This window comes from Anaerovorax odorimutans DSM 5092 (genome assembly GCF_000426305.1).
GTDB classification, from domain to species: domain Bacteria; phylum Bacillota; class Clostridia; order Peptostreptococcales; family Anaerovoracaceae; genus Anaerovorax; species Anaerovorax odorimutans.
This window is the reverse complement of sequence record NZ_AUFC01000020.1, coordinates 15,863-32,565: the sequence shown is the minus strand read 5'-3', so window position 1 is coordinate 32,565 and position 16,703 is coordinate 15,863. Positions and strand designations below refer to the sequence as shown.

The window sequence follows — 16,703 nt, the reverse complement described above, 5'->3', positions numbered from 1 at the left end:
GCTCTTAATTTATTCTATTTTAATTTCTTCTGACTACATCATGCCAGGCATTCCGCCTCCCATGCCGCCCATTGGTGGCATTGCAGGTTCATCACTCTTAATATCAGTAACAGCAGCCTCTGTAGTTAAAAGCATTGCTGAAGCAGATGCCGCATTTTGAAGAGCTGATCTAGTTACCTTAGCAGGGTCAACAATACCTGCTTTTATCATGTCTTCATATTTTTCATTTGAAGCATTAAATCCTACACCAACATCATTCTTCTTAATTTCAGCAACAACTACTGAACCTTCATATCCTGCATTTTCTGCAATCTGTCTAACAGGTTCTTCTAAAGCTCTCATAATGATCATAGCACCTGTTTTTTCATCACCTGAAAGTGTCTTTATATATTCTTCAACTGAGGAAATTGCATTAACTAATGAAACACCACCGCCAGCTACAATACCTTCTTCTACAGCAGCTCTTGTAGCATTAAGAGCATCTTCGATTCTTAACTTTCTTTCTTTTAGTTCTGTTTCAGTAGCTGCACCAACTTGGATTACTGCCACGCCACCTGCCAATTTAGCAAGTCTTTCCTGAAGTTTTTCTTTGTCAAATTCTGAAGTTGTTTCTTCGATCTGTGCCTTAATTTGTGCAACTCTGTTTTTAATTTCAGTCTGTTCTCCTGCACCGTCAACGATAACTGTATTTTCTTTGTTTACTTTAACAGTATTTGCAGTTCCAAGCATATCTAAAGAAGTTTCCTTTAGTTCATATCCCAATTCCTCTGAAATTACAGTACCACCTGTTAAAATAGCAATATCTTCAAGCATTGCTTTTCTTCTGTCACCAAAACCAGGAGCCTTTACTGCAACACAATCAAAGGTACCTCTTATTTTATTAACAACGATAGTTGCAAGTGCTTCGCCTTCAACGTCTTCTGCAATAATAAGAAGTTTTTTACCTTGCTGAACAATCTGTTCAAGAAGTGGTAATATATCTTGTATATTTGTAATTTTTTTATCTGTAATTAAAATATATGGATTACTGATAACTGCTTCCATTTTTTCAGTATCTGTTACCATATATGCTGATAAGTAACCTCTGTCAAACTGCATTCCTTCAACTACGTCAAGAGTAGTTCCCATGGATTTTGATTCCTCAACAGTGATAACACCGTCTTTTCCAACCTTTTCCATAGCTTCTGCAATTAATTTACCAATTTCTTCATCGGCTGCTGAAACAGATGCAACTTGTGCAATACTTTCTTTGCTGTCAACAATTTTAGCAGTACTCTTAATATTTTCAACTGCTGCATCAACTGCACCTTTTATACCTTTTTTAATTATCATTGGATTTGCTCCGGCAGCTACATTTTTAAAACCCTCTTTTGTAATAATCTGAGCAAGAAGTGTAGCTGTTGTTGTACCATCACCTGCAACATCATTAGTCTTTGTTGCAACTTCTTTAACAAGTTGAGCACCCATATTTTCAAAACTGTCTTCAAGTTCTATTTCTCTTGCAATTGTTACACCGTCATTTGTAATAAGTGGTGATCCGAATTTTTTATCTAATATTACATTTCTTCCTTTTGGTCCTAATGTTACTTTTACTGTATCAGCAAGTTTATCAACACCTGCTTGTAATTTACGTCTCGCATCTTCACTAAAATTTATTTCTTTTGCCATTTTAAAATCTCTCCTTTTTATCTAAGTTTAATTTTTTCTCACTATATTAAAAATTATTAACCTACGATTGCTAAAATATCTCTTTGGGATAGAATAATATATTCTTCACCTTCATATTTAATAGGTGTTCCCGCATATTGTGAAAAGATTACTACATCAGATGCTTTTACTTCCATTTTAACTTCTTCAGTTCCTGGCCCTACATTAATGACTTCAGCCATTTGTGGTTGTTCTTTTGCCTGACCTGGAAGAACTATACCACTTTTTGTTTTTTCTTCTGCTTCAAGTCTTTTAATTACAACTCTGTCTCCTAATGGTTTAATACTCATTTAAAAATCACCTCTCTGAAATTTATTTTTTAATTTATTTTTAACATTTATATTTTGTTAGCACTCATTATAGATGAGTGCTAACTATAATTTAATACACTCCTTCATTATTGTCAATAGATTTTCATAAAAAAATTTTTTATACTACTAAAAGCTTTTTTTATTAATATTTCCAATTTTAACATGTGTTTTCTAAAAAATTTGTCATTTTTTAGCAGGGCTTTTTTATTTTATAATCGTTTCTATTGTAATGATCAACCACGGCATAAATATTGCCGGTATCATATTAGCAACTTTAATTTCTTTTATTTCCAAGAAATTAAATCCAAGACCAGCAATCAGCAGGCTTCCCACAGCAGACATTTCAGTTATAATCTGAGGAGTGAGCCAGTCTTTTATAAATCCTGCTCCAAGAGCGATGCCACCCTCATACAAAAAAACAGGGATTGCTGAAAAAGCTACTCCTATTCCCATAGTTGATGAAAAAACTATTGCAATTACCCCATCTAATATGGATTTAGCATAGAGCATTTCATGATTACCCAGTAAACCTCCTCGCATAGCTCCTACTATTGCCATTGAGCCTGTACAAAATAAAATGCTTGCGTTTACAAATCCTTTTGCAAATTTACCTTCTCCTATGCCTAGCTTTTTCTCTGCCCATACTCCTATATTATTCATACCCTTATCTATATTAATCAATTCTCCGATAATACTTCCAACTACCATACTGATTATGAGAAGCATAACTCTTTCATTTTCTAATGCTCCTGAAACACCTATATATATAATAGAAAGTCCTATAGCTTTTTTTATTATTTCTTCAAATCTTGAAGGAAGACCTTTAACTAAATATTTACCTATTAAAGAGCAAATTATTATTACAATACTGTTTACAATAGTTCCTAACATTATTTTTACCCCTTTATTACATCTTTTCACACTGTCTTATATAGTAGAATAAATACTGCTGTGCTATACCACCATATTGTCCAAAATGTTTCTCTGCATATTTTAACATTTCTGAAGTATTCTCTTCTTTTATATCATATAATTTATTCATAACTCTTTTCACCCAAACATCTATTGGAAAGCTATCATATTTTCCCATGGAAAACAGCATAATACAATTAGCTACCTTTGGACCCACTCCACATAAACTTAATAGAAATTTCATAGCCTCGTCTTTAGATGCATCTCCCATGCTATTTAAAGTTATACTGTTATCATTTGCTATAATTTTTGCAGTTTCTAAAATATATTTAGATCTATAACCTAATTTACAGTGGGCTAAATCTTCTTGTGTAAGTTTTGATAATACTTCCGCACTAGGGAATGAATAGAATTCTCTGCCTTGAAATACACCTACTTTTTTTCCAAAAGAAGTGCATATACATTCTATGCATTTTTTAATCCTTGGGATATTATTATTTTGAGATATAATAAATGAAATCAATGTTTCCCATTTATCCTGTTGTAAAATTCTGATTCCTTGTCCATATGTAATGGCTTTAGCCATGGTAGAATCTTTCTCACTGAAAGCTTTTTTTATATTGCTATAATCTCTTTCTAAATCAAAATAGTTTTTCCATATATTTTCATAATCTGAAATATTGCTGCCAGTTAAGATTATTTTCCCTTGAAAGGAATTTTTACTATCAGGAATAAATGCTATATTTATTGTTTTTTCAAATGCAATCCCTGTATAACTATCATCGCTTTCCTTTATCCATCTAAAACATTGTCCGCAATCAAATATATGATCTAAGTTAAAATCTTTAATACCCTCTACAATCACTTTCTTGTCTTTTTCATATACATTATACATTTTTATTCCTCTTTTTTACTTGCATATATAGTTTATTAAATTTTATTTTAAGCCCCTAACTTCTATATCCACCCCTTTAATATTAAATGCCGTCATGTTTTCCACCTGCATAGCAACTTCACTTTGAAGTTTTTTTGCAACCTCTATCACCTTTGCACCATATTTTACTATAATTAAAATAGTTATACGAATACCTTCAGGTTTACTTTCTACAGAAACCCTTATTATAGAATAAATTCCGTTTATGGTATTGCCAATATATGTAACAATATCAGAAATCACCTTATCAGAGATTATATATTCACCTAAATAACTGAAAGTAGGTCTTACTACAGATTTTTCTGAATAAGAAGCCCTTCCTCCTAAGCTTCGAAAGATTCTCAGCGGATCCACAAAATAGCCTGAAAAATCATGCTTAATTTGAAAAGTAGGTACCGGAATAACATGTTTTCCCAATTCTTGTCTTTGTTTTCTGGCAATTTCCCGTTCCACTTCAGTTGTAATATGCTCAATAGATATCATCTCACCAATAGGTTCTAAATCCAGTTGTTTTACTATTTTATAAATCATCTTTTCAGAAGTACCTATTATTAAAATTGACTTCGGCTTTATCTCTTTTATTTTGTTTGTTACAGAAGCTCTATGTTCTTCATTAGTAAATAAAGCAGTTTTGATTGCTGCGATTTTAGTGTCTTGACGTTTAGCTGATATCCCTGCAAGTATTCTGTTTCCAAAGATAAACAAACCATCATCAATAATACACTCAATGTTCTTTTTTTTGCATAAGTTCATAGCTTGATAGCTTTTTCCCGTTCCGCTTTTCCCTACTAATCCATATACTTTCATTTATAAAACTCCTATCATACTAATTTTGTAAATTTAATTTAAAATATAGAAATTTCTCATTTGTTGTAAAATTATATTGTTATATGCTTCTTAGTCTGCTATAATTATGGTACATGCTTATACTATTGAAGGAGGAAAATGTTATGGCATATGTAATTAAAGATTCTTGTATTAGCTGTGGCGCTTGTGTAGCAGAATGTCCTACAGAAGCAATCAGTGAAGGCGACGGTATCTATGTAATCGACGCTGACAAATGTATCGACTGCGGTGCTTGTGCAAACGCTTGCCCAGTAGATGCTCCACAAGAAGGTTAATTTAACCTTATCGAAGAATGAATAACCGTTTCCTTTGAAACGGTTATTTTTATTTGTAAATAAAAACCCGCATAAGCAAAATTCTTTCACAGCGGGTTTAAATTACAATTAATCAGATCTATTAATCTCTATGCTTGTTTCTGTTAATATGATAAGTTAAAGAATGGAGGCTGTCACTCAAATGAACATTTTCTAAAGCAACACCTTCATCAATCTGAAGATCCATCGGCGCAAAGTTCCAAATGCCTTTTACACCCGCTGCCATAAGTTTATCTGCCACATCCTGAGCGCTACTCTTATTTGTACAAATAATACCTATGTCAATATGGTTTTCCTCTGCGTACTTTGACAGATCATCATAATCCATAACCTCAATATCATTTATTTTAATACCTATTAATTTAGGATTAATATCAAACATACCGCATACACGGAAACCTTCTTTGTAATAGTGGGTATAATTTGCAATAGCTTGACCTAGATTACCGGATCCAACTATAATCATTTTATATTCATGATTTAATCCCAAAATAATATCTATTTGCTCATATAACGAATCCACATTATATCCATAACCTTGCTGCCCAAACCCACCAAAATTATTTAAATCTTGACGAATTTGTGATGCTGTGTATCCAATAAGTGAACTGAGCTCATTAGATGATATTCTGTCTACGCCTTTCTTTTTTAGTTCAGATAAATATCTTCTATACCTTGGCAGTCTTTTAATTACTGCTCCTGAAATTTTTGTATTTTCTTTCATCGTACTCCCTAACTTTAATTATTAATTGTTATTATTATATCATTATTTTCTTCATTTACAAGAGAATAATGCCTTAACAATTTGCGTCAGTAGTATTATTTGCAAACTATAACGAAAAAAGTTTATCCAATCAACTATAAAAGTTCGGTAAATATTGTTAAAGCTTGCGAACATACTCTGAATTCATTATTTTAATTACACAATATCGCAATGCTACAATTACATTAAAGAAAAAGAAAAACTCGCTACTGCGAGTTTTCCTCTGCTGTTTTAGTTTACTTTTTCTTCTACATATTTAGTGATATCGCCAATACATTGGAATTTCTCAGCATCTTCATCAGGAACTTCGATGTCAAATTCATCTTCAATCGCCATAATAATTTCAACTGCGTCTAGTGAATCTGCTTCTAGATCCTTCATAAGTTGTGTTTCTAATGTAACAGCTGATTCATCTACTCCTAACTGTTCAACAATTATTTCTCTTATTTTTTCAAATATCATATGTTATACCTCCATTGTTACCAAGCAGTATCTTATAATTTATATATTTGCTTAGTGTTTTCTAACGTCAAAACCATTATAAGTTACTGTTTTAATATCTGCAACAACTATTTTTATTTTTTTTAAAAAAATACTTTCATAATCAAAGTACTTTTTATTTAACCATCCTGCAAAGCCATCCATGCTTCATATGTAATACTAAGCTCCTCTTTAGTTTCTTCCATTTTTTTGCTGTACTTTGAAAGTTTATCATAATTACTAAAGTTTTCTTCTTTACACATTTCTGCTTCAAGCCTTTTAATTTCTTTTTCTAATTCGCATATCTTTTCTTCGGCTGATTTCAATTCTCTTTCTGTTCTACGTTGTATTGCTTGTAGTTCTTTATTTTTTCTTCTTTGCTCCATCCTAAGTTCTTTATCAGTCAAATCTTTATTTTCTTCTTTATGATTTAAGTTTTCCAAATAATTTTTGCCTGATCCCAAAGATTGCTTCTTATCCATATAATAGTCATAACCGCCAACATAATTTGTTATACCTTTTTCATTTAATTCAATAATTCTATTAGGTATTTTATTAAGAAAATATCTGTCATGAGACACTACAAGTACAGTTCCAGGGAAATCTAACAATGCATCTTCGAAAATTTCCTTTGACTCTATATCCAAATGATTGGTCGGTTCATCCATAATCAAAACATTTGCTCCTGACAACATAATCTTCAAAAGTGAAAGACGAGCCTTCTCACCTCCACTTAATGATGAAACTTGTTTAAAAACAGTATCATTTTTAAATAAAAATCTTCCTAATATGTTTCTTATATCAGTCTCGGTATATAATCTGTATTCTGAATGAATTTCATCCATTACAGTACCTGAATAATTCAAAAGTTTTTGCTCCTGATCATAGTATCCGAAAGAAACATTATATCCGATTTTTAAATAACCGCTGTCAGGTTCTATTATATTCATTAAGATTTTTAATAAAGTAGTTTTACCAACACCATTTGGTCCAACCAAACAAATTTTTTCTCCACGTTTAATATCCAGCTCAACATTTGTAAATAAAAGACGTCTTTCATTTCCTGATTCAAAACTCTTTGAAAGATTATCAGCAAAAATAACATCATTTCCACTTTGATGATTTTGTTTAAAACCAATTTTCATCTTACCTAAATTTCCTTTAGGTTTATCCAGCCTTTCCATGCGATCAAGACTTTTTTCTCTTGACTGAGCTCTTTTAGCCAGTTTCTCTGTCCCATGTTGCTTAAATCTTCTAATCAGTTCTTCTTGCTTCTCAATTTCCTTTTGCTGTTCCTCATAACGTCTGGTTTCCTCAACTTGCCTCATTTTTTTCTTTTCTATAAATTGAGTATAATTACCTTCATATACAGTAAGTTTATGATGCTCAATTTCAAAGATTTTATTAGCTGTTTGATCTAAAAAATATCTATCATGAGATATTATCACAATAGTACCACTATAAGCCTTTAAATATTGTTCAAGCCATTTTAAAGTACCAATGTCCAAATGGTTAGTAGGTTCATCCAAAAGTAATAAATCAGGTTTTTTAAGCAGTAATGATGCTAATGCCAACCTTGTTCTTTCTCCACCACTTAATAAAGAAATCTTTTTTTGAAAGTAATCTTCTGAAAAAGCCATGCTATTTAGTATGCCGATTATTTCACTTTTATACCCATATCCATTATTATTTTTATAATATTCTTGCAATTCATCATATTGACTAAGTAATTTATCAACATTTTCACCCTGTTCAGATTTCGCAGAAATGTCATGTGAAATTTCTTCCATTTGTTTTTCCAGCTCTATAAGAGGCATAAAAATTGAAATCATTTCATCATAAACCGTCTTTTCAGAGTTAAAATTATCACTTTGTCTCAGATATCCGATTTTTGTATTATTAGAAATAAAAAAATCTCCTGAACTGGCAGTAATTCTGCCGGCTAGGATATTTAAAAGGGTAGTCTTACCTGCTCCGTTTGCTCCGATTATTCCAATTCTGTCTCCTGAATTTATATGAAACGAAATTCCAGATAATATTTCATCTACTCCATATGTTTTACTTAGATTGTTTGCTGAAAGTATAATCATTTTTTAATTTCCTATTTTTCATTTTTATGTAACTATAAAGGCAGGTTTGGATAAGCGTCCAAAGTTAAATCATCCACCATACCTTCTTTATATTTGTAATATGCGGCACATCCTATCATAGCTGCATTATCAGTGCAAAGAACAGGTGAAGGGCAAAAAAGCTCAATTCCCTTTCGTTTACACTCTTTATTAAGCATATCTCTTAAGAGACTGTTTGCTGCAACACCGCCTGCCAGCACCAGTTTATTTTTTCTCATTTTTTCCGCAGCATAAATTGCCTTGTTTACTATTACTTCAATAACTGCTAATTGAAAGCTGGCTGCTACTCCTGCTGTATCTATTTCTTCACCTTTTAATTTTTGTGAATTCAAATAGTTTAGAACGCCTGTTTTAGTTCCGCTGAAACTAAAATCTAAACTATCTTTTTCTAAATATACACGTTTAAATTCCACTGAATGTGGATTTCCCTTTTTAGAAATTTTATCAATTAAAGGTCCTCCAGGATATCCAAGTCCCAAAACTCTTGCCACCTTATCAAAGGCTTCTCCCACAGCATCATCTCTTGTTCTGCCTAAAACCTCATATTCATTATATCCTTTTACATCTACAATATTTGTATGCCCTCCTGATACTACCAAAGCCATAAAAGGTGGTTTTAAATCCTTATGTTCTATATAATTGGCACTTATATGCCCCTGTATATGATGTACTCCCACAAGTGGTATTTTTTTTGAAAAAGATATTGCCTTTGCTGTGGCTAAACCAATTAACAATGCACCCACAAGACCAGGTCCGTATGTAACGCCTATCAGATCTACATCATCAAGGCGTGCATCAGCTTCATCCAATGCTTGTTTCAAAACAGTATTAATGTTATCAAGATGATGTCTGGACGCAATTTCTGGCACTACTCCACCAAATGCTTGATGGACTTTTATTTGTGATGATATAACATTAGATAATACATTTCTTCCTTCTGTAAGCAAAGCTACTGAAGTTTCATCACAACTTGATTCAATTGCCATAGTCAAAAATTTATTGTCTTTCATCTTGTCTCCTAATTTTTATTCTATATTTGATATTGTATTTTGCATTTTGGCAGCACACTGATTATCTGCTGTCAAATGCCTGCAATTCTCGCAAGACTGATAATTAGTCATATTAAATGTATTTACATCATGTCTCCTTGAAAATCGACTGCAGTGAGATGCTGTAATACTCATATCTTCATTGCGATCATAATCATTATCCTCATAATAATTGTTTCTTGTAATCATGATTTTTCCTCCAGATATCCTAGTTATAATTTATTTACAATTAGTATCTGTATCGAAAAGTCATTCTATTCATTTCGCCACATTATTATAGCATCTTCTCCATTATCTTCATAATATTTTTTTCTTATTCCTGCTTTTCTAAATCCTAATTTTTCATATAAATGGATAGCTGCAAAATTGGAAAATCTCACTTCTAAAGTATAACTTTTTATTCCTTGTTTTCTTGTTTCTTTGAATATTTCTAAAACCAAAGATTCTCCAATGCCTTTTTTACGGCAATCAGGGTGTACCGCAACATTAGTAATATGACCTTCATCTACAATCATCCAAAGACCTGCATACCCTGCAATTCTATTTTTAACTTCAACTACTAAATACAAGGCCAGTTTATTTTCCTTAATCTCTTTTTCAATAGATTCTTTACTCCAAGGTATGGTAAAACAAATTTCATCAAGTTTTGATATTTCATCAATATCCTTTTCTTCTGCTTTTCTTATTGTATATTTATCCATTTAATTTTTCCTCCAGCTTACGCTGGGCTTCTGCTTTTCGCATGTAAACAGGTTTTAAATCCCAAAAACTTTTCATACCGTCATCTTTGTAAATATCATATGCAAGCTTTGCAACAGATTTTGCATTTTGTAATCTTATGTCATCATTTGCAAATTTAATTCGCATATTGTTATTAAACGATATATCTTGTAATTCCTTACTCCAAGCAGTTATTATTTCTTCATATGGTTTTATTCCATCACCAAAAAAAGTTATTTCGTTATCCAATGTAAATGGCATTAATTTCTTTAATAAATCCTTTAAATCATATGCTGATGCAGGAATAATCTCTATGCAATTCCCTTCTTCATCCCACTTATATGCACCACCATAAACCTGATTTCTCCTTGCATCTAAAATAGGGCAAACAATACCATCATATTCATAAGATATATTATAAGCAAAAGATTTTAGTGTAGGAACACTGATAGTATTAATCTCTAAACATTGAGCCATTGCTCTTACAGATGACACTCCAATCCTAATTCCGGTGAAGGAACCGGGACCTTCAGACGCTGCAATACAAGTTATATCGCCTAATGTCAATCGACAATTTTCCAATAATTTTTCTATCATTGGCATTAAATTTTGCAGATGATTCAAATTATCTTGTGAACTTACAAAAAAAACTTCTTTTTGTTCATTTATTACAGCTACAGATGCATTTGCTCCTGTAGTTTCTATAGCAAGGATATTCATATTAAGGCTCCTGTTTATTTTTTATAATTACTATATATTTTTATTTTATATTATTATTTATGCATTATAATTTTTAATTTCATAAATACGTTCTTCCGGGGTTTTTCCATATTTTATATTAATAATGACTGCATTTTCCGGAATCAAATCAATTATTAAATCTGCCCATTCTACTATACAGACTCCTTGTCCAAAAAAATATTCTTCGTACCCTAACTCATACATTTCTTCTGTATCACATATTCTGTACACATCAAAATGATAAAGAGGTAATTTTCCTCCATAGTATTCTTGAACAATAGTAAAAGTAGGACTTGTAATCAGTTCCCTAATTTCAAGCCCTTCAGCTATGGCTTTTGTAAGAGTGGTCTTTCCTGTTCCCAGATCTCCTGTTAAAGCAACAACACTTCCGGGTTTTAACTCTTTAGCCAATTCCAAACCGAATTTTTTTGTATCTTGTTCATTTTTAATAATTTTAATCATATTAATATAGTCCATTTAACGATTTTATATTTTTCATATAAATATATTTATTTATGCAAAAATTTAGCTATCGATTTATATGCTACAAATGTAACTATTGAATTTATTCCTGCTTTTAACAGATTAAACGGTAAAATTACCGTAGCTAGAATTGCAATAACATATTCTCTCGATACTGGTAAATACAGTGGCGTAATAAGAACATTCCAAAACATCATAGAAGCAGTCATAACTATTGTACCACAAATTAATGCAATTACAGCAGTTTTTCTAGTTTTATTTCTTGAATAAATATTTCCCGCTACTAATACAAATGCACCAGTAGCAACTACATGCATAAAAAATCCGATCAATCCATCTCCACCCAAAACAAATGCCTGTACAAAACTTACCACTACAGTAATCAGAAATCCTGCTAAAGGGCCAAAGGCAAATGCACCGATAAAAATCGGAATATCCGCTGGGTCATAAACAAGAACTGGCATTGGTGGAAATGGAATTCTGACAATCAATACTAGCACTAGGGATATGGCTGCAAGCATAGCCATTTTTATAAGTTTTACAGTTTTTTTGTTCATATTATTATTCATTTTCAAATTCCTCCTCATGCAATATATGCAAAATTATTATTGGGAATCTGTCAGGTAGTCTGTTACTTTTCTGAAATAAAAAAACCCTGAAAAGAAATTTCAAGGTTTACGCACACAAAAATAATTTTTAAACTGCGTTTCTTTCGTCCGGACTATACCGTCGGTATCGGAATCTAACCGATTCTGCCATTTAGCTCGCGGACTTGTGGCTATAATACCCATTACCGCCGGTGAGGACTTACACCTCGCCCTGAAACAGATTTAATTCAATTATTATATTACTATTACTTTTTATTTGTGTCAACACCCATTGCAAGTGAGTTTATTGCATCTGCGAATATCTTGGTCATCTTGATCAAGTTTTCTATTGAAATACACTCATTTTTCTGATGTGCTAGTTCCGGTTCTCCTGGGAAAGTTGCACCAAAAGCTACGGTATTCTTTACAGCCCTTGCATATGTTCCTCCACCAATTACTATAGGTTTGCTTTCATTATCTCCTGTATGCTTTTTATATATATCCATTAAAGTCGTAATCATAGGATCATCTTCAGGGAAATATATAGGTTTTTGATGTTTCTGTTTTATTACTCCTACATTGTATTTATTTAAAACAGGCATCATGGAGTCATATACTTTTTCGCTGTCTAAAGTAACAGGATATCTGATATTAATAGTAAGTCTTGCTACTGTCTCATCAACATTTATCATACCTACATTAAAAATAAGTTTTCCTGAAATTTCATCAGATAAACCGCATCCCAATTCTTCTCCATGTAAATTAAAGCCAATATGGTTATTATAAAACTGGATAAAATCGTTCATATCATCATTTTCTATTTCAAGCTCTTTTAAAAATGCCATCATACAAGATATGGCATTTAGACCTTTATGCGGTCTTGCGGCATGTGATGATACCCCTTGAGTTGTTATTTCAATGCTTTTCCCTACACGTTTTATATTTAGATTAAAACCTGTTGCTTCTTTAAATAATATAATCTTTTTTTCTATATCTTCATATGATTCAGCACGAATTACAGCTCTTGCACTGTCAGCAACCATATTAGGGGCGTTTCCTCCTGAAATACTTCTAATAACTATGCCTTTTTTCTGAGACTTTCCTAATTTCTTTGCTAATTCAAAGGTAAGAATACCCATTTCAGCATGAATTGCCGGAAATTCACCATCGGGGGAAAATCCAAAATCCGGTGCTTTTACTTTATTTAAATAATAGTCCATACCCTTCCAATCAGTTTCTTCATCTAATCCAAGAATAAGTCTCACCTTTTTTTCAGGTACTATACCTGAATCTTTTAACGCCTTCATTGCATAAAAAACAGCTACTACTGGTCCTTTATCATCTGTAGTTCCTCTGCCATACATTTTACCATCTGCAATTTCTCCTCCATAAGGATCATAATCCCAATTTTTACCCTCAGGTACCACATCCAAATGGCCTATAATTCCCATTGTTTCTTCATTTTTACCGATAACTTCAAAATTTTCATCTAATTCGCATCCACCAAATTCAATATGACCACCGTAATTATCCACATTCAGTACATCAAAGCCTTCTTCTTCACCTTTTTTAAGCATATATTCAAAAGCTTCCTGTACACCCCCTCCAAATGGAGCATCTCCCTCTGCTTCACTCACAACACTTCTTATAGAAATAAGTTCTTTTAAGGTTTTTATCATATCTTCTTTGTTTTCTTCTATTAAATTTATATAATTCAAATCCATTCCCCCCATATTTAAATATTTTATATTATATTTTAATTTTACTTTTTTATTATAAAGTATTATACCATGTTAATAGTTTTAAGTAATAAAAAAACAAATATAGAAATCATTATAATATTATTTTAATCAAAAAATAAAAAAATATCGATTAAGATATTTTTTATAAAGAAAAAGTAAAAGTTTTTAAAAATAATTCACTAATTCCTTTAGCTTTAAATTTAATTTGACCTAATATATTCTTCGCCCAGAAGCTCTTTGACATCTGAAAGCGCTTGCTGTGCTCTTTGCAAATGTCCTGACACTGCTAAAGAAGTATTTGCTTCTATCTGATCATCTAAAGGTACTACTGAATATACATCTTTTCCATTGCTCTTATACTTATCAACCCAAACAGGAATAGCATCCATTTGAATTGTTAAAATTTCTTTTGTACTCTTCATATATTCAAGATTAACCTCTGCAATAATACCTTGTTCCGTATATCGATTATTTAAAGTTTCCAATCTTTGATTTGAAATAAAATTTCCCATTGAATAAAATACAGGTACTTGTTTCCCTGTTGTTTCATTTTTTAACATTTCTACACCTTGTAATACGTGAGGATGTGATGCAAATATCATATCTGCTCCCATATCAGCAGCTTGTCTTGCAATATTCAATTGATAATCATTAGGAGATCGTTGATATTCCTCTCCCCAATGAAAATAGCAAACTACTATATCTGCGCCTTCTTTTCTGGCTTCTGAAATCGTATTTTTTATTTTCTGCATATCTTCAGTTAATGTATCATAATTAAAAGAATTTATCCTTGATGCTGCTTCAGAAGATATGGAATTACCGTTAATTGTTATTGTTCCGTTTATATTACTCGTCTCGTAGGTATATGCAATTACCGCAATATTAATGCCCTTCTCAGTTATCATTGCATAATTTTTGTCTCCTTCAAGCATAGTTCCCGTTGTAACAAGTCCTGCTTCTCTGGAAACTCTGATTGTTCTTTCTAAACCGTTAAAGCCAGTGTCCATACAATGGTTATTTGCAGTTACCGCAACATCCCACCCTGCATTCTTAACAGCATCAGCAAGCTGTTCTGGTGCATTAAACAAAGGATAACCTGCGTATTTCCCACCGCCGAAAGTTGTTTCTACGTTACAAATGGCTAGATCAGATGCTTCTATATATTTTTTTACAAATTCAAAATTATTATTATAATCATATGTACTCGTAACGCTATCATATTGTGAAGGAATTTGAGGTGAATGCACCATAATATCTCCCACACAAGAAATAGATAGTTTTACAGGCTGTTCTCTTAGAATTGAAGATGCATCATTTAAGGGACCATTTTTATGTGCATTGAAAAACAGTGGGATTGCTATTGCAATTCCCACTATTAATACAAAGATTCCTAAAATGACTATTAATTTGATTATAAAATTATTATCTTTTTCATTATTAGTCATTGTCTCTCCTATACTGATTCAACAGCTTTAATATCTTCTGGATATTGTTCTTTTAAAATCTTCTCAATAACACCTTTAAGTGTCATCTGTGCAGCTGGACAACCATGACAAGCACCTTGTAATCTTACTTTTACAATTTTGTCTGCTGTATATTCAACAAACTCAACATCTCCGCCATCTCTTTGTAAAAACGGTCTGATATTCTCAATTGCATCTTTAATGTTATCTACCATCTTATTTCTCCTTTCATAAATTAGTTTCAAAAACTTATTAAAATTTATTATATTTTTATGGATATAAACTCTTTAATTATGACCAAGTAGGTTCTACTGTATAAGTATAAACTATCTTGCCATCTTTTACAGTATTTATTGATACAGATTTTATAGGATCACCATTTTTATCAAAGGTTATATTTCCTGAAGCGCCGATAAATCCTTTTGTTTTCTCTAATACTTCTTTAACAGCTTTTCCACTAACTGCAGTTCCTGCCTGATTAATTGCAGTTACAGCTAACAAATATGCGTCAAACCCTAGTGCAACGGCACTATCCGGTACAGAATTTTTTCCATACTTTTGTTGATATGCCTCTAAAAAAACCGATGTGGTTTCAGTTATTGCTGATTTTGAATCAAAATATGTGGAAAAAGCGGCACCCTCTACAGCTTTACCTCCAAGTTTTATTAAATCCTCATTTTCCCATTTATCAGTTCCCAAAAATGTTGCATCTATATTAAGTTTCTTTGCTTCTTTCATAATATTTGCCGCATCAGTTATTTCACTTGGTAAAAAAATAACTTCTGCTCCGGATTTCTTTATATCATTTAATTGTTCTTTAAAGGTTTTATCCTCAGCATTATATTCCATGCTGCTTACAATCCCTTGTTCATCTTTTGTTAATGCTTTAAATTTATCTGAAAAAGCCTGACAAAATGCTGCTGCATAATCATTATTTGATTCTTTTAAAATGGCTGCTTTCTTTACCTTCATTTCTTCTACTGCATATTTAGCCGCAGCTATTCCTTGAAAAGACTCAACATAACATACTCTAAAATAATATTCACTGCTGTTAGTCACAAGTGGATTTGAACACGTAACTGCAATGGCCGGAGTATCAGCTTCCTTAAATATATCATTTCCAATAAGAGAAAAAGTACTTCCGAAGCTTCCTAATATTACTGCCGGTCTTTTTTCAATAAGCTCTTTTGCCATTGTTTCGGCAACAGTTAGATCTGATTTATTGTCTGCATATACAAGTTCAACTTCTTTGCCTAATGCTTTTGAATATAATTCATGGGCTAATTCTATGCCCGTCTTTTCTAACTCTCCTTGTTCTTTATTCTCTCCTGATAAAGGTTCAAATACTCCTATTCTTACTTTTTCTTCTGTTTTTCCTTCATGGTCAATAAATGTAGATTTAAAATTATCAAAAGTCTTGCAACCTGTAAAACAACTACTTATAAGTAATACAATTATTAATAGGAATACTGTTTTCTTCAAATACTTTGTCATTATTTGTTTTTTCCTTTTATTCACAATA

General features: G+C 31.9%; 19 protein-coding genes and 1 riboswitch. Of the genes, 1 reads left to right on the top strand and 18 read right to left on the bottom strand.

The annotated features are described in order from the left end of the window. Positions 1-33 precede the first annotated feature (33 nt). From groL to K292_RS0108575, 5 genes are all read right to left on the bottom strand, one after another. Entirely contained in the window at positions 34-1,668 is a 1,635-nt protein-coding gene (gene groL / locus K292_RS0108595; RefSeq protein ID WP_027399496.1) for a chaperonin GroEL, read from the bottom strand. A gap of 56 nt (positions 1,669-1,724) precedes the next feature. Next, a complete protein-coding gene (locus tag K292_RS0108590; RefSeq protein WP_027399495.1) occupies positions 1,725-1,997 on the bottom strand; it encodes a co-chaperone GroES in 273 nt (90 codons plus the stop codon). Between the two features lie 225 nt (positions 1,998-2,222). Then, on the bottom strand, positions 2,223-2,909 hold the full coding sequence (locus K292_RS0108585; protein ID WP_027399494.1) for a DUF554 domain-containing protein: 687 nt from the start codon (positions 2,907-2,909) through the stop codon (positions 2,223-2,225). Between the two features lie 16 nt (positions 2,910-2,925). Then, positions 2,926-3,825: a DNA-3-methyladenine glycosylase family protein gene (locus K292_RS0108580; RefSeq protein WP_037372885.1), complete on the bottom strand. Its 900-nt coding sequence runs from the start codon at positions 3,823-3,825 to the stop codon at positions 2,926-2,928. 42 nt (positions 3,826-3,867) lie between these two features. Beyond that, a complete protein-coding gene (locus K292_RS0108575) occupies positions 3,868-4,671 on the bottom strand; it encodes an Asp23/Gls24 family envelope stress response protein (protein ID WP_027399492.1) in 804 nt (267 codons plus the stop codon). 143 nt (positions 4,672-4,814) lie between these two features. Between K292_RS0108575 and K292_RS0108570 the strand changes: the two genes are divergently transcribed. Continuing rightward, entirely contained in the window at positions 4,815-4,985 is a 171-nt protein-coding gene (locus K292_RS0108570; protein ID WP_027399491.1) for a DUF362 domain-containing protein, read from the top strand. A gap of 121 nt (positions 4,986-5,106) precedes the next feature. Here the strand turns inward: K292_RS0108570 and K292_RS0108565 are convergent, their stop codons facing one another. The 13 genes from K292_RS0108565 to K292_RS0108500 form a co-directional block, all read right to left on the bottom strand. Then, on the bottom strand, positions 5,107-5,748 hold the full coding sequence (locus tag K292_RS0108565) for a redox-sensing transcriptional repressor Rex (RefSeq protein WP_027399490.1): 642 nt from the start codon (positions 5,746-5,748) through the stop codon (positions 5,107-5,109). 270 nt (positions 5,749-6,018) lie between these two features. After that, the gene (gene acpP / locus K292_RS0108560; RefSeq protein WP_027399489.1) at positions 6,019-6,246 is read right to left on the bottom strand and encodes an acyl carrier protein; all 228 of its coding nucleotides are present in this window, start codon (positions 6,244-6,246) and stop codon (positions 6,019-6,021) included. Between the two features lie 161 nt (positions 6,247-6,407). Beyond that, positions 6,408-8,357 (bottom strand): ABC-F family ATP-binding cassette domain-containing protein, encoded by a 1,950-nt coding sequence (locus tag K292_RS0108550; protein WP_027399488.1) that lies wholly within the window; start codon positions 8,355-8,357, stop codon positions 6,408-6,410. Positions 8,358-8,389: 32 nt separating this feature from the next. After that, the gene (gene tsaD / locus K292_RS0108545) at positions 8,390-9,406 is read right to left on the bottom strand and encodes a tRNA (adenosine(37)-N6)-threonylcarbamoyltransferase complex transferase subunit TsaD (protein ID WP_027399487.1); all 1,017 of its coding nucleotides are present in this window, start codon (positions 9,404-9,406) and stop codon (positions 8,390-8,392) included. Between the two features lie 15 nt (positions 9,407-9,421). Then, the gene (locus K292_RS0108540; RefSeq protein ID WP_027399486.1) at positions 9,422-9,634 is read right to left on the bottom strand and encodes a hypothetical protein; all 213 of its coding nucleotides are present in this window, start codon (positions 9,632-9,634) and stop codon (positions 9,422-9,424) included. A 65-nt stretch (positions 9,635-9,699) separates the two neighbouring features. Beyond that, positions 9,700-10,146 carry a ribosomal protein S18-alanine N-acetyltransferase gene (rimI, locus tag K292_RS0108535; protein WP_027399485.1) on the bottom strand — a complete coding sequence of 149 codons (447 nt, stop codon included), beginning with the start codon at positions 10,144-10,146 and terminating at the stop codon, positions 9,700-9,702. After that, complete coding sequence (gene tsaB / locus K292_RS0108530; RefSeq protein ID WP_027399484.1) at positions 10,139-10,885, bottom strand: tRNA (adenosine(37)-N6)-threonylcarbamoyltransferase complex dimerization subunit type 1 TsaB; 747 nt, start codon at positions 10,883-10,885, stop codon at positions 10,139-10,141. The genes rimI and tsaB overlap by 8 nt, the downstream gene beginning before the upstream one ends. A gap of 57 nt (positions 10,886-10,942) precedes the next feature. Next, the gene (gene tsaE / locus K292_RS0108525; RefSeq protein ID WP_037372883.1) at positions 10,943-11,368 is read right to left on the bottom strand and encodes a tRNA (adenosine(37)-N6)-threonylcarbamoyltransferase complex ATPase subunit type 1 TsaE; all 426 of its coding nucleotides are present in this window, start codon (positions 11,366-11,368) and stop codon (positions 10,943-10,945) included. Positions 11,369-11,415: 47 nt separating this feature from the next. Continuing rightward, positions 11,416-11,958 (bottom strand): ECF transporter S component, encoded by a 543-nt coding sequence (locus K292_RS0108520; protein ID WP_245570846.1) that lies wholly within the window; start codon positions 11,956-11,958, stop codon positions 11,416-11,418. A gap of 131 nt (positions 11,959-12,089) precedes the next feature. Then, a riboswitch (FMN riboswitch) is annotated at positions 12,090-12,220 on the bottom strand. 22 nt (positions 12,221-12,242) lie between these two features. After that, positions 12,243-13,694, bottom strand: a complete 1,452-nt coding sequence (gene pepV, locus K292_RS0108515) for a dipeptidase PepV (RefSeq protein WP_027399481.1) — start codon at positions 13,692-13,694, stop codon at positions 12,243-12,245. A gap of 224 nt (positions 13,695-13,918) precedes the next feature. Further along, positions 13,919-15,163 carry a CapA family protein gene (locus tag K292_RS16540; protein ID WP_051280551.1) on the bottom strand — a complete coding sequence of 415 codons (1,245 nt, stop codon included), beginning with the start codon at positions 15,161-15,163 and terminating at the stop codon, positions 13,919-13,921. 8 nt (positions 15,164-15,171) lie between these two features. Further along, positions 15,172-15,396: a NifU family protein gene (locus K292_RS0108505; protein WP_027399480.1), complete on the bottom strand. Its 225-nt coding sequence runs from the start codon at positions 15,394-15,396 to the stop codon at positions 15,172-15,174. Positions 15,397-15,472: 76 nt separating this feature from the next. Then, a complete protein-coding gene (locus tag K292_RS0108500) occupies positions 15,473-16,675 on the bottom strand; it encodes an ABC transporter substrate-binding protein (RefSeq protein ID WP_051280549.1) in 1,203 nt (400 codons plus the stop codon). Positions 16,676-16,703: the final 28 nt, after the last annotated feature.

What these genes read in the sequence shown, in the direction of transcription:
- groL (WP_027399496.1), bottom strand. Translation starts at nt 1,668, where the DNA reads ATGGCAAAAGAAATAAATTTTAGTGAAGATGCGAGACGTAAATTACAA.
- K292_RS0108590 (WP_027399495.1), bottom strand. Translation starts at nt 1,997, where the DNA reads ATGAGTATTAAACCATTAGGAGACAGAGTTGTAATTAAAAGACTTGAA.
- K292_RS0108585 (WP_027399494.1), bottom strand. Translation starts at nt 2,909, where the DNA reads ATGTTAGGAACTATTGTAAACAGTATTGTAATAATAATTTGCTCTTTA.
- K292_RS0108580 (WP_037372885.1), bottom strand. Translation starts at nt 3,825, where the DNA reads ATGTATAATGTATATGAAAAAGACAAGAAAGTGATTGTAGAGGGTATT.
- K292_RS0108575 (WP_027399492.1), bottom strand. Translation starts at nt 4,671, where the DNA reads ATGAAAGTATATGGATTAGTAGGGAAAAGCGGAACGGGAAAAAGCTAT.
- K292_RS0108570 (WP_027399491.1), top strand. Translation starts at nt 4,815, where the DNA reads ATGGCATATGTAATTAAAGATTCTTGTATTAGCTGTGGCGCTTGTGTA.
- K292_RS0108565 (WP_027399490.1), bottom strand. Translation starts at nt 5,748, where the DNA reads ATGAAAGAAAATACAAAAATTTCAGGAGCAGTAATTAAAAGACTGCCA.
- K292_RS0108550 (WP_027399488.1), bottom strand. Translation starts at nt 8,357, where the DNA reads ATGATTATACTTTCAGCAAACAATCTAAGTAAAACATATGGAGTAGAT.
- tsaD (WP_027399487.1), bottom strand. Translation starts at nt 9,406, where the DNA reads ATGAAAGACAATAAATTTTTGACTATGGCAATTGAATCAAGTTGTGAT.
- K292_RS0108540 (WP_027399486.1), bottom strand. Translation starts at nt 9,634, where the DNA reads ATGATTACAAGAAACAATTATTATGAGGATAATGATTATGATCGCAAT.
- rimI (WP_027399485.1), bottom strand. Translation starts at nt 10,146, where the DNA reads ATGGATAAATATACAATAAGAAAAGCAGAAGAAAAGGATATTGATGAA.
- tsaB (WP_027399484.1), bottom strand. Translation starts at nt 10,885, where the DNA reads ATGAATATCCTTGCTATAGAAACTACAGGAGCAAATGCATCTGTAGCT.
- tsaE (WP_037372883.1), bottom strand. Translation starts at nt 11,368, where the DNA reads ATGATTAAAATTATTAAAAATGAACAAGATACAAAAAAATTCGGTTTG.
- K292_RS0108520 (WP_245570846.1), bottom strand. Translation starts at nt 11,958, where the DNA reads ATGAATAATAATATGAACAAAAAAACTGTAAAACTTATAAAAATGGCT.
- K292_RS16540 (WP_051280551.1), bottom strand. Translation starts at nt 15,163, where the DNA reads ATGACTAATAATGAAAAAGATAATAATTTTATAATCAAATTAATAGTC.
- K292_RS0108505 (WP_027399480.1), bottom strand. Translation starts at nt 15,396, where the DNA reads ATGGTAGATAACATTAAAGATGCAATTGAGAATATCAGACCGTTTTTA.
- K292_RS0108500 (WP_051280549.1), bottom strand. Translation starts at nt 16,675, where the DNA reads ATGACAAAGTATTTGAAGAAAACAGTATTCCTATTAATAATTGTATTA.